Raw genomic sequence first — 12,096 nt, forward strand, 5'->3', positions numbered from 1 at the left:
AAGATAAGACTTGTATCTTAAAATATCAATCAAAAACCTTCTAATTTCAAAATAAATTTATATATGTTTTACTGTTTAAAAGTTCTACGGCGAATTAGTAAAACACATTAACAATAGGACATACTCTATTAGCACATAGCCAATAAAAGACATAAGGACTGACAATTGTCAGCCTTATGTCTTTTATCATTCCTTAAAATCTCCAATTTGTTTATATTTTTCCCAGCGATTCTCTAATAGTTCTTCTGTTGTTAAATCAGCTAGCTCTTTTAATGCCTTCTCGATAACAGCATCCATATTCTTTGCTTGTTGTTCGATATCTCGGTGAGCACCACCCTTTGGCTCTGGAACTATCTCATCAATAATACCTAGCTCAAATAGATCTGGGGCAGTTATTTTCATCGATTCAGCTGCCTTCTGTGCTAGGCCTGAATCCTTCCATAACAATGCAGCAGCACCTTCTGGTGAGATGACAGAATAGGTGGAATTCTCCAACATAAATATGCGATCACCAACACCTAAGGCAAGCGCTCCACCACTTCCACCTTCCCCAATCACAATACAGATGATAGGAACTTTTAGTCCAGCCATTTCCATTAAGTTTCTGGCAATAGCTTCACTTTGACCTCGCTCTTCGGATTCTTTACCAGGATCTGCACCTTTCGTATCAATAAAACAAATAATAGGACGATTAAATTTCTCTGCTTGTTTCATATGTCTTAACGCTTTTCTATATCCTTCTGGGTGTGGCATTCCAAAGTTTCTACGAATATTTTCTTTCGTGTTTTTCCCACGTTGATGCCCAATTACGGTTATAGGTACTTCCTTATAGTAAGCAATACCAGTAACGATAGCTTCATCATCGCCAAAGGTACGATCACCATGAAACTCCAAAAAGTCTGTGAATAATTCAGAAATATAGTCTAGCGTTGTTGGTCTATCCTGGTGTCTTGCCATTTGAACACGTTGCCATGGCTTTAAATTGCCATATATATTATCTTCCAGCTCTGCTAATCGTTTTTCCAGTGTAGCAATTTCATCTGTTAAATCAATTTCACTTTCACCGGTGAATTTCTTTAGCTCGGCAATCTTTTCTTTTAAATTCATTATCGGCTTTTCAAATTCTAGTATTTGCTTCATTCAGGACTACCACCCTTCTGATGCATCTTGAGAAGTGTTCCTAATACTTGTTTCATATCATGACGGTGAATTACTTGATCCAATTGACCATGCTTTAATAAAAATTCTGCTGTCTGAAAATCGTCTGGTAGCTTTTCTCTTGTTGTCTGTTCAATTATACGTCTACCAGCAAATCCAATTAATGCCCCTGGTTCAGCAAAATTATAATCCCCTAATGAAGCAAAACTAGCAGAAACCCCTCCTGTTGTCGGGTGAGTCATTACGGAAATCATGAGACCACCAGATTCTGAGAAGCGGCTAATTGCAACAGAAGTCTTAGACATTTGCATGAGGCTGAGAACACCTTCCTGCATTCTGGCACCCCCAGAAGCTGTAAAAATAATGAATGGCAATGATTCCTTTCGAGCATTTTCAATTGCCCTAGCAATCTTTTCACCAACTACAGAACCCATACTTCCCATTCTAAATCTAGCATCCATTACAGCAAATGCAGTAGCCTGTCCATCAATGTCCCCTTTACCAGTCACAACTGCCTCATTTAAGCCCGTTTTTTCTCGGTCTTTTTCCAATTTAGCCTCATATCCAGGAAAATGAAGTGGATTTGTAGCAATCATACCCTGATCCCATTCTGTAAATGAACCCTCATCAAACAAACTATTAATACGTTCCCAAGCATCTAATTGATGATGGTGTCCACAATTGGGGCAAACATTTAGATTGTTAATCATTTCTTTTCTATAGAAAATTTTATAACATTTATCACATTTTTTCATAAGTCCTTCAGGAATATCGACTTTTGACTCTCCACTAGGAATCGTTGCGTATTTCCTTTTCTTGTTAAAAAGATCTTTAAGCAATATAAGTCCCCCTTATCATTACACCAAATGCTACTTTTAATGGATTTATGATTGCATCATAGATTATTTTCAAACCCGATTATTCTACTATACAGCAAGTCTAACCAAAAATGCTGTCGTTAATAGTCGAAGAAAAAACTTTTCTCAAAGATAATAGATAAGATTAATAATTACATTATATTAGGCATTTTTTCTTCTAAAAATAAACCTTCAATCGCAGCTATTCGGTTTGATTTATAAATATTTAATAGTCTATGATAAAAATCATTTGAATAATGGACATTTAGATTATGTGTATATTCATCTATTAATCCCCATATGCGAGCTAAAAAGTGATTTTCAGTTAATGCAAATAATAAACTAAAAAAAGTAAAATGCTGCTCTCTAGTACTTAAATCGGGATTATTAATAAGATTTTGTAACTGCCCTACAACTGATTCATCCATTTTGGTAAAAACTAGCTTTGCTGCTTCTTTTTCTAATAGCATTTTTACTGCTATTAGTTCTTTTTTCGGTGTATTTTCCTTTAAGACAAAGGAAGATAATAGTTCAACGGTCTGATATGGCCGATATTCACTTAAGAAAGTACCTTCTCCATGTCTTGTTTCGATAATACCTAATAATTCCATTGCCCTTAACGCTTCTCGAACAGAAGACCTTCCTGCACCAAGTTTTTCTGCTAGCTCTCTTTCAGATGGGAGCTTATCCCCAGGGCTTAAATTATGGAATTCTATAAAATTCCGAACTTCATGAAGAACTTCCTGATATACCTTTTGCTTTGGTGACATGGACATACCATGCTTCACTCCTTCCTGAGCCAAACCGATTGGTTACTTGGAAAGGGGTTTTGTTATCAATTTATATTTTTGCTAGTTTTCTTGTTTTTTCAGCTACATCCTCAGGGTTTACTTGCGTACGAGCAACGCCTGATTCCATTGCTGCTTTTGCTACCTCAGCAGCAACTAAAGGTGCTACTCTTGGATCAAACGGTGCTGGTATCACATAATCCTCATTTAGTTCTTCATCTGTTATCAAAGAGGCAATAGCCTTAGCTGCGGCTACCTTCATTTTTTCATTGATACGTGTTGCACGAACATCTAAAGCTCCGCGGAAGATTCCTGGAAAAGCAAGGACATTATTTACTTGATTTGGAAAATCAGAACGTCCTGTCCCAATTACTTTAGCACCGGCATCTTTCGCAGTCTCTGGCATTATTTCTGGATCAGGATTTGCCATAGCAAAAATGATGGAATCGGTATTCATTTTGTTAACCATTTCTTTTGTTAAAGCGCCTCCGACAGATACACCAATAAATACATCTGCCCCTTCAATCACTTCTTCCAATGTTCCTTCTCTTTTATCGAGGTTCGTAATTTTTGCAACCGCTTCCTTTACTTCATTCATTCCATAAGAACGTCCTTCAAAAATTGCGCCACGAGAATCACACATGATCATATCCCGAACACCAAAGTTGTATAGTAATTTAATAATAGCAATCCCCGCTGCTCCAGCGCCATTCGCTACTACTTTGATTTCAGAAAATGACTTGCCAACTAATTTCAAGGCATTAATAAGTCCTGCTACAGTAACAATTGCGGTACCATGCTGGTCATCGTGGAAGATGGGGATATTCATTTCTTTTTTTAATCTTTCTTCGATGATAAAGCAGTTTGGTGCAGCAATATCCTCAAGATTTACACCGCCAAAGGTAGGTTCCATTAACTTAACTGTTCTAACTATCTCATCTACATTTTGTGTGTCCAAGCAAATAGGAAAGGAATCCACACCAGCAAAGCTTTTGAACAGAACGGCCTTCCCTTCCATAACAGGTAGTGCAGCTTCTGGACCAATATTCCCTAGACCTAAGACAGCCGAACCATCACTAACAACGGCAACCATATTTCCTTTCATGGTATATTCGTATACTAGCTCTTTCCGGTCATGAATTTCTTTACATGGCTCGGCAACACCTGGGGAGTATGCTAAGCTTAAATCGCTTGCATTACGGACTGGAACCTTAGCGGTGGTTTCTAATTTCCCTTTATTCATCTTGTGCATATGCAATGCTTCATCTCTCAAGTTCACTTTTTTACGCTCCTTTTTGTAGCCTAAGCGTTAGTGGTCAGACCACTTAACTACTCCATTATAACAAAATGAATTAGTCTGTAAAGAATGGTCTATTTTGCTTCGTAGACTACATTTTCCTTACCGAAGTATTTTGCTAATGCTTCTAGGCTTTCATTACTAATATGGATAAAATAGTCCTTCGAAAGCTGATAGGTTCGTTTTTGTTCCTCGTAATGAACAATTATAGGGGTCGCACCAGGGTGATTGGTAGCGATGTCACGAACAATGTTTAACCCTTCCTTGCTGGTTTTCTCCGTAATTTTAATAAACAGCCGAGCAGTTGAATCATTTTTTAATATATTATCATCAAATGGAACAATAGCTGAAAGTAGCCACTGTGTTTTTCCATTACGAAATTCTATTTTTCCTTCAATAAAAACAAGCGCCTCTTCCTTTATGAGCGGACTGTTTAAGCGGTATTGTTCTGGAAAAACAACTGCATCCATATCCCTGGTCTCGTCACTCAGCTTTAGAAATGCCATAGGCTCGCCTCGCTTAGTACGAATTGTTTTAATCTCTTGGATAATGACAGCACTTTTAACTACTTTCTTTCCATGTATGTCCTGAGCATGATCAAGCGTAATAAAACCATTTTCTCGCAATTTTTCTCGATATTCTTTAAGCGGATGACTAGATACATAAATACCGAGTAACTCTTTTTCGTCAGCAAGCTTTCTAACCAAACTAAAGTCTTCAATATTAACATAGGAAGGAACGAGATCGAGTTGATCTTGAAATAGCGTAGGCTGATCCGTAAATTCACGGAATAGCTCCCCCTGTTCCATTGCCTGGTCAATCGATGCTAATAGGCTTGCACGATTCGGATACGTTTCATCAAATGCACCAGCCATTATGAGTGCCTCTAACGACTGCCTATTGACTAGTTTAGGAGTAACACGAAGACAAAAATCAAACAAATTTTTGAATGGCCCTTCCTTTCTAGCTCGAAGTATTTCTTGTACAGTTTGATTCCCAATCCCCTTTATAGATAAGAGTCCCATCCTGATACAATGATCTTCAACAGAAAAACGTCCAAAGCTCTTATTAATAGATGGTGAACCAACCTTAATATGTAGCTCCTTCATTTCATTCATATAGGCTTGTATTTTATCTTGTTGATTTCCTATCGATGTTAACAGCTCTGCATAAAAGTGTCTTGGATAGTGTGCCTTTAAATAAGCTAGCTGATAGGAAATTTTACTATAGGCTACAGCATGACTTTTTGGAAATCCATAGTTTGAGAATTTGACAATCCAAGCAAAAATCTCTTCGCCAACCTTTTTTTCATACCCGTTCTTCATGCACCCAGCAATAAATGCTTCTTTTTGTGCATCCATGATGTCCTGTTTCTTTTTACTAACTGCTCTTCTTAATACATCTGCTTGACCTAACGTGTACCCAGCAATTCGATGCGCAATTTGCATGATTTGCTCCTGATAAATTAATACACCATACGTACTTTCCAAGATCGGCTCCAAATCTGGGTGTGGGTACGTAGTTGGCTTTCTACCATGTTTTCTGTCAATGTAGGTTGGGATGAAATCCATTGGACCTGGTCGGTAAAGTGCATTAACCGCTACTATATCATCAAAGGTGTTAGGTACCAAGCGTTTAAGTACCTGTTTCATGCCATCCGATTCTAACTGGAATACACCATTTGTTTTCCCCTTCTTTAATAGATCGAAGGTGAGGGAATCTCCCTCTGGGATTTGATCCAATTGAAAATCCTTTTTCTCTTTATAGTGAATGGATTCAACAATTCGTTCTAATATAGTTAAATTTCTTAACCCTAAAAAATCCATTTTTAATAAGCCTAATGATTCCAAATCGGTCATTGGAAATTGAGTTAATGCTGTATTCGTTGCCCCGACTGTTAATGGTACATGATCTACTAAAGGTGTCTCACTTATAACGACACCGGCAGCATGAGTAGAAGTATGTCTTGGTATCCCTTCGAGTACAGCAGCGATTTGAAATAACATCTTTAAATTCTGATTTTGACTGACATAATCGAGTAATTCTTTCGACGACTTCAATAAGCTTGCTATCGAATTTGAGGTTTGATTAGGAATATGCTTTAGAATAAAGTATATATCTTGGCTATCAATGGACATCGTCTTTCCTAGCTCTCGAATTAAAGAGCGAGCCGCAAATGTTCCGAATGTAATAATTTGTGCGACATGTTCTTCCCCATATTTATCCCGTACATATGTAATGACCTCATCGCGTCGTTGGTCCGAGAAATCCACATCAATATCTGGCATCGTTACTCGCTCAGGATTTAAGAATCGTTCAAAGACTAACTGATATTTCATTGGGTCAACATCTGTAATACCTAAAGAATATGCAACTAGTGAACCAGCAGAGGAACCCCTCCCAGGTCCGACCATTATGTGATTCTCCTTAGCATATTTAATAAAATCCCAAACGATTAAGAAGTAATCACTATATCCCATCCTCTGAATAATGGATAATTCATGTGTTAACCGATTCCTTAGCTCCTTAGTGATCGTGTTATAACGGCTATCAAGATTTTCCCAACATAATTTTGATAAATAGTCATGTGCATCAAGACCATTTGGTACTGGGTATGCCGGTATCATTCTGGAATCAAAATCAAAAGAGACGTTACACTTACTTACAATTTCCTCTGTCCTATAAAGAGCCTCTGGCCAAGCACTAAATAACTGTTCCATCTCTTGCTGGGAAAGTAGCTGATGGAATTGTGAAGTGTAATTCGCAGTTGTTCCATTCCAACTTTTCCCATATTTCATAGCTTGAAGGCACTCATATGCCTTTACATCCTTCTCCATTAAATAGCGCACATCATGGATAGCCACTACCTTCGTATGATACGCATTGTGATATGCACGCATCCCATTTACTAGTAGTTGATCCTGCTCCTGACCATAATGGCTTATTCCAAGATAAAAATCATCCACTGTAAAGATAGATTTCCAGGATGTCAGGAACTCCTCTACATGATCATATGTCGTACTCATTATAAGCCGTTCTACCTGACCTTTTTTAACCGGTAATATTCCAACTAAATGCTCGGTAAATTTCCCTAGTAATTCCTTTTCTATTTCATTTTTACCATTTCGCTGAATTGTCGTTGTTAACTTCACCAGGTTTTTATACCCATTATTATTTTTGGCAAGTACGACTATTTCCTCTCGTATTCCCTCTTCATTTAACACATTAACAGTCATTCCAATGATTGGCTTTATTCCATGAGAAAGACATGCCTTATAAAATGGGATTGCTCCAAATAATGCATTTTCATCGGTTATACTTAAGGCAGTCATTTTTAGTTGAGCTGCTCTTTTAATTAACTTTTCAATCGTGATGGTACTATTAAAAAAACTATAGCCTGTCCTAACTTGTAAATGTGTAAACGACATACTATCCCGCCTCTACTTTCTCTAATCCTATTATAGCCAATTACATATCTATCTGTATATCAACAAACATATCTTGTCCAAATCTATCATACAATGAAGAGAAATCAACTTATCGTTAAGGAGCAGCAATTATGGAAGAACGTTTTTTTGCACAATTTATTCATTGCTTTTTCATCGCCTTTGGTGTCATTCTTGGTGGTACACTCATTGGTGGTATTGGAGCATTTGCAACAGGTGATGCTCCTTTTACTGAAATGGGGCGAATCGCTAGAAAACTGTGGATATGGGGTATTGTCGCAGCTATTGGTGGAACGTTTGATGCAATTGACAACTTTAAGAGGGCACTTGACGGATCCTCTATTGATTTAATAAAACAGGGCTTGATTATATTATCTGCAATGGGAGGGGCTAAAGCAGCTATAATAATTATTAGCTGGCTCATTCAGGAGGAGGTTTCGTAATGCACGTACCACCCTATTATAAAAGACCTGGATGGCAGCGGTTTTTTGTTGGAATGTTTTTTGGTGCATTACTTTCCTATTGGGTTGTATTGTTCATGTATGGAACGATGTATGAAAGGCAAATAAAAGAGAATAGTAGTATCCAAGCCGAGTTAGATGATGCACAAGATAAAATTAATGCTCTTATGAAAGACAACCAAGATTTAAACGAGAAGTCCAAGAAACCTGTCACAATAAATGAGATCGTTCTCGAAATTATCAATGCAGAGGATTTGAAGATTGATAGGCTACTTCTTCTTCAGTTGGAGAGCTTAGTGAAAGAAGAAATTAAAGATGTCTTCGGAAAAGATATCCAAGCAATTTCTGACAGTGATATTCTTTTAATTTCAGCAATTGAAAATAAGTCCTTCAAGGTCGATGATTTTACCTACAGCTTTGAAATAAAGCGTTTAATTATATCTTCTACGATTCGAATAGTTGCTAAAGCAGATATTGCAGACTAATGGATAATACAGACACCATACCTCTCCTTATTACATATCTTTATGGAGAGGATTTTTAATTTCCATCAGAAATTGCCGCAATTCCAATAGTATAGCAGAACTGACATTTACAATGATTAGCCAAATTGTGAATATTTCTTGAAAATTCCATTAATATTATTGGAATCAGGCTGTTTTTTTAGTAAACTAGGAATAAAGTTGAACAGTCATTCATATCCTGTCGAGAGGGGGAATGTACGCATGTTAATTATGAATGAAAGACGTATCCGTGACCGTAAGATAGAGCAATTAAAAAAGGGCCGCACTGCATATGCTGAATCCAAAGAGGTAATTCGTTTAATTAAAAGAGATATAGAAAAATTCGGGCTGAATGTGTATTATGATGAAACACCTTCAGGGTGCTGGTTTATTCCAGTAACGAAAAGTAAAAGTAGTTAAAGGCTGCTGATTTCTAACTTGAAATCAGCACCTTTTTTTCTTCGTAAAAATAATAAAACCGCTATTTATGAAAGTCTCGTACAACTTGCTCTAAATCGTTTACAACACTTTCCGCTTCCTCCCAGGAATAAACCGAAGCACCTGATGCTAATGGATGTCCACCTCCATTATATTTAGCCGCAACTTCATTAATAACTGGTCCCTTCGATCGTAATCGAACCCTAATTTGGTCAGCTTCTTCAATAAAGAATACCCAAGCTACAATTCCTTCAATATCACCTAAAGTTCCAACTAATTGCCCCGTCTCCATCACACTGACCTGAAATTGGGCTAAAATGTCTGACGTTAACTTTATAACACTAAGACCATTCTCATTTAAGGTAAAGTTTTGCAAAATATAGCCACGAAGTCTTGCGATATTATCCTTGATATTATAAATTCCGTCATATAACGCATTACGATCAAAATCATAAGTAACTAATTCCGCTGCAATTTGTAATGTTCTCTTCGTTGTACTAGGAAATAAAAATCTCCCAGTGTCCCCTACTATTCCTCCGAAGAGAAGTCTCGCAGCTTCAGTTGTCATTTTCATCCCACTTGCTTTTACATAAAACTCATAAATCATCTCACTAGTAGAGCTTGCAGTAGTATCAACCCAACTTATATCCCCATAAGGATCGACATTTGGATGGTGATCTATTTTAATTATTTTGTCTCCCTTTATATAGCGCTCATCATCAATTCGACCAGTGTTCGCTGTATCACAGATGATAACAAGCGCATTTTCAAATAAAGAGTCATCAATAGAATCCATTTCTACCAAAAAGGTTAGGGCTGGATCATTCTCCCCAGCAAGATACACCTTTTTTTGTGGATAGGTTGCCTTAATTAGTTCCGCTAGTCCAGCTTGCGCCCCTAAAGCATCAGGGTCTGGTCGAACATGTCGATGGATAATAATAGTATTGTAATCTTGTATGGTAGAGTGAATAGCATCAATAGACATTTTTATTCTCCTTTACTTGTTCACGATATTAACATATTATAGCTAGCTTATTTTTATGAAAAGATGCTACAATATGTGTTGGGAAATATACGATTTAAAGAATTGGACTAGGAGTAGATATAAATGATAATATTTCCAATTGTGATTGTCCTATCCGTAGTTATGTACATATACTATAAAGTTGCTATATTAAAAACAAAGGATAGGTTGACACAAGCATACTTTAATGCAAAATCTAGAATATGCCTTGGACTATTTATTTCTTTTTTTGGCATAAATCAATACGTCTTCTACCAAACTAAAATCTCATTATTCGTTGGTATCATTTTCATTTTCCTTGGTATCCTACAGCTAGTGCGCGGATTCCGAGAAACAAAGCATTATCGTAATGAATGGAAACGATTGAACCCTGCTGACTAGATAGTAAGCTAGTCAGCATTTTTCATTTCGAACAACTATGCATATAAACTATCTGTCAATAATTTGTGCCATTAGCAGTGCCTTTCCAACTAATTTCTTCATATTAAATACTTCTACATCAATTTTTGCATAAATCCTTCCTGCTTCAATAACTTTCGGCTTAATGGTCAATAGAGAGTCAATATTTACAGGTTTGATAAAATATACAGTAATATTCTCGACAACTAATTCTCCTTTTTTTAATTGTCTTAATAACCTACTACTAGCTTCCGTAACGATTGATGTAAAAACCCCAGGCGAAAGAGTGCCAAGTTGGTTCGTCATTTGCGGTATTACTTTAGCTTCAAATTTATCCTTTTCATATTCATCGGATTCTACCGTGTTTTTCACGATATCATCAATAGTTTCCCCTATCTGTGGTTGTCGTTGAATTAGTTGTAATGCTTTCAGTACATCTTGACGCGATATAATCCCCTTTAAGATGGAGGACTCATCTACAACTGGTGCAACCTCGATACCTTCCCAAACCATCATATGAGCTACATACGCCAAAGAAGTCTTCGATTGGACTACGATTGGATTTTTAGTCATTGCCTTTTCTATCGGTAGATTTTTATCCTTGCCAATAATGTCTTTGGAGGTTACCATACCTACAACTTGATTCTTCTTATCCAAGACAGGAAATCGAGAATGTGTAGATCTCTCATTGACCTCATACCAATTTTCTACCTTTTCTCCGACAGTTAGATATTCCACGTGTTCAAAAGGTGTACAAATATCCCCTACTAAGACAATTTCTTTCTTAATCAGCTGGTCATAAATCGCGCGATTAATCATCGTCGCAACGGTAAAGCTATCATAGCTGGTCGATATTATTGGAAGCTGCTTTTCATCAGCTAGATGTTTAATATATTCCTCCGTATCAAACCCACCTGTTATAAGGACTGCAGCTCCTTCTTTCAGAGCCAATTCATGCGCCTTCACACGATTCCCAACAATTAATAATGAGCCTGCTTCTGTATAACGCATCATCGCATCAAGTTGCATAGCACCAATTACGAACTTATTTAATGTTTTATGGAGACCCTCCCGACCACCTAGAACCTGTCCATCAACAATATTAATTACTTCAGCAAATGTCAGTCTTTCAAAGTTTTCTTTCTTTTTTCGTTCAATTCGTATAGTACCAACTCGTTCTATTGTACTAACTATGCCTATATTTTCAGCCTCTTTAATCGCACGATATGCAGTTCCTTCACTTACATTTAAGTCCTTTGCTACTTGTCGTACAGAAATTTTACTGCCAACATCTAGCGACATAATATGCTGAATAATTTGTTCGTGCTTTGTAGCCATTTCGTTCACCGCTCTTCATCTGTACTAATCTTTTCTTGTATATCTATTATACAGATGAATCGCTTGTGGCTCAATGTTTAAGAATCTGTTTGCCTTTGTTTATCATATTCCTGTTCCATAACAGGAGGATCCGCTAACTTAAGCAGTGTCGCAAAATTAGCTCCAATCACTAAAAGCAAGAAAACCATCCATGATCCCCAAAACAACATCTCTATTTGCGTCTCGGCTTTTGGAATAAGTGGCCAAGCAAAGTATAAAAAGAATGCCGCTAATAATATGCGCAATATTGCATAATGCCTCAAGAACAATCCCTCCTTTTCTTAGTTAGTGTATGAAGTTTTGCTAGAAAACAGAACCCGACTCATCATATAAGAAAAGACAGCCATT

Annotated in this window: 12 protein-coding genes; 4 read left to right on the plus strand and 8 right to left on the minus strand. The window is 37.1% G+C overall.

The features are described 5' to 3' along the window. Positions 1 to 186: 186 nt before the first annotated feature. The 5 genes from accA to dnaE all read right to left on the minus strand — a co-directional run bounded on the left by accA (position 187) and on the right by dnaE (position 7,528). Complete coding sequence (gene accA / locus HNR27_RS08430) at positions 187 to 1,140, minus strand: acetyl-CoA carboxylase carboxyl transferase subunit alpha (RefSeq protein WP_429339449.1); 954 nt, start codon at positions 1,138 to 1,140, stop codon at positions 187 to 189. Then, complete coding sequence (gene accD, locus HNR27_RS08435) at positions 1,137 to 1,997, minus strand: acetyl-CoA carboxylase, carboxyltransferase subunit beta (protein WP_212921267.1); 861 nt, start codon at positions 1,995 to 1,997, stop codon at positions 1,137 to 1,139. The genes accA and accD overlap by 4 nt, the downstream gene beginning before the upstream one ends. A 170-nt stretch (positions 1,998 to 2,167) precedes the next feature. Then, entirely contained in the window at positions 2,168 to 2,791 is a 624-nt protein-coding gene (locus tag HNR27_RS08440) for a FadR/GntR family transcriptional regulator (RefSeq protein ID WP_212921268.1), read from the minus strand. A gap of 64 nt (positions 2,792 to 2,855) precedes the next feature. Beyond that, on the minus strand, positions 2,856 to 4,055 hold the full coding sequence (ystJ, locus tag HNR27_RS08445; RefSeq protein ID WP_429339503.1) for an NADP-dependent malic enzyme: 1,200 nt from the start codon (positions 4,053 to 4,055) through the stop codon (positions 2,856 to 2,858). A 119-nt stretch (positions 4,056 to 4,174) separates the two neighbouring features. Continuing rightward, a complete protein-coding gene (gene dnaE / locus HNR27_RS08450; RefSeq protein WP_429339450.1) occupies positions 4,175 to 7,528 on the minus strand; it encodes a DNA polymerase III subunit alpha in 3,354 nt (1,117 codons plus the stop codon). A gap of 131 nt (positions 7,529 to 7,659) precedes the next feature. On the opposite strand from dnaE, the gene HNR27_RS08455 reads away from it, so the two are divergent. From HNR27_RS08455 to HNR27_RS08465, 3 genes are all read left to right on the plus strand, one after another. Then, on the plus strand, positions 7,660 to 7,989 hold the full coding sequence (locus HNR27_RS08455; protein ID WP_212921271.1) for a YtrH family sporulation protein: 330 nt from the start codon (positions 7,660 to 7,662) through the stop codon (positions 7,987 to 7,989). Beyond that, positions 7,989 to 8,492: a sporulation membrane protein YtrI gene (gene ytrI, locus HNR27_RS08460; RefSeq protein ID WP_212921272.1), complete on the plus strand. Its 504-nt coding sequence runs from the start codon at positions 7,989 to 7,991 to the stop codon at positions 8,490 to 8,492. The genes HNR27_RS08455 and ytrI overlap by 1 nt, the downstream gene beginning before the upstream one ends. A gap of 240 nt (positions 8,493 to 8,732) precedes the next feature. After that, complete coding sequence (locus tag HNR27_RS08465) at positions 8,733 to 8,930, plus strand: YtzJ family protein (protein ID WP_212921273.1); 198 nt, start codon at positions 8,733 to 8,735, stop codon at positions 8,928 to 8,930. A 61-nt stretch (positions 8,931 to 8,991) separates the two neighbouring features. On the opposite strand, the gene HNR27_RS08470 is transcribed toward HNR27_RS08465, so the two are convergent. Then, complete coding sequence (locus HNR27_RS08470) at positions 8,992 to 9,933, minus strand: DHH family phosphoesterase (RefSeq protein WP_429339451.1); 942 nt, start codon at positions 9,931 to 9,933, stop codon at positions 8,992 to 8,994. A gap of 123 nt (positions 9,934 to 10,056) precedes the next feature. Here HNR27_RS08470 and HNR27_RS08475 point away from each other — a divergent pair, with 123 nt between their 5' ends. Continuing rightward, positions 10,057 to 10,353 carry a YtpI family protein gene (locus HNR27_RS08475; protein ID WP_212921275.1) on the plus strand — a complete coding sequence of 99 codons (297 nt, stop codon included), beginning with the start codon at positions 10,057 to 10,059 and terminating at the stop codon, positions 10,351 to 10,353. Positions 10,354 to 10,401: 48 nt separating this feature from the next. Here the strand turns inward: HNR27_RS08475 and HNR27_RS08480 are convergent, their stop codons facing one another. Together HNR27_RS08480 and HNR27_RS08485 are read right to left on the minus strand one after the other, a co-directional pair. Next, positions 10,402 to 11,709 (minus strand): DRTGG domain-containing protein, encoded by a 1,308-nt coding sequence (locus tag HNR27_RS08480; protein ID WP_429339452.1) that lies wholly within the window; start codon positions 11,707 to 11,709, stop codon positions 10,402 to 10,404. Between the two features lie 77 nt (positions 11,710 to 11,786). Then, positions 11,787 to 12,011 (minus strand): hypothetical protein, encoded by a 225-nt coding sequence (locus HNR27_RS08485; protein WP_212921277.1) that lies wholly within the window; start codon positions 12,009 to 12,011, stop codon positions 11,787 to 11,789. Between the last annotated feature and the right edge of the window lie 85 nt (positions 12,012 to 12,096).

The sequence above is a fragment of the Ornithinibacillus bavariensis genome (assembly GCF_050433565.1).
Taxonomy (GTDB): domain Bacteria; phylum Bacillota; class Bacilli; order Bacillales; family Amphibacillaceae; genus Ornithinibacillus; species Ornithinibacillus bavariensis.

Excerpts from the sequence above, each read along its gene's own strand:
- accA (WP_429339449.1), bottom strand. The coding sequence starts at position 1,140 with ATGAAGCAAATACTAGAATTTGAAAAGCCGATAATGAATTTAAAAGAA.
- HNR27_RS08440 (WP_212921268.1), bottom strand. The coding sequence starts at position 2,791 with ATGTCCATGTCACCAAAGCAAAAGGTATATCAGGAAGTTCTTCATGAA.
- ystJ (WP_429339503.1), bottom strand. The coding sequence starts at position 4,055 with ATGCACAAGATGAATAAAGGGAAATTAGAAACCACCGCTAAGGTTCCA.
- dnaE (WP_429339450.1), bottom strand. The coding sequence starts at position 7,528 with ATGTCGTTTACACATTTACAAGTTAGGACAGGCTATAGTTTTTTTAAT.
- HNR27_RS08455 (WP_212921271.1), top strand. The coding sequence starts at position 7,660 with ATGGAAGAACGTTTTTTTGCACAATTTATTCATTGCTTTTTCATCGCC.
- ytrI (WP_212921272.1), top strand. The coding sequence starts at position 7,989 with ATGCACGTACCACCCTATTATAAAAGACCTGGATGGCAGCGGTTTTTT.
- HNR27_RS08465 (WP_212921273.1), top strand. The coding sequence starts at position 8,733 with ATGTTAATTATGAATGAAAGACGTATCCGTGACCGTAAGATAGAGCAA.
- HNR27_RS08470 (WP_429339451.1), bottom strand. The coding sequence starts at position 9,933 with ATGTCTATTGATGCTATTCACTCTACCATACAAGATTACAATACTATT.
- HNR27_RS08475 (WP_212921275.1), top strand. The coding sequence starts at position 10,057 with ATGATAATATTTCCAATTGTGATTGTCCTATCCGTAGTTATGTACATA.
- HNR27_RS08480 (WP_429339452.1), bottom strand. The coding sequence starts at position 11,709 with ATGGCTACAAAGCACGAACAAATTATTCAGCATATTATGTCGCTAGAT.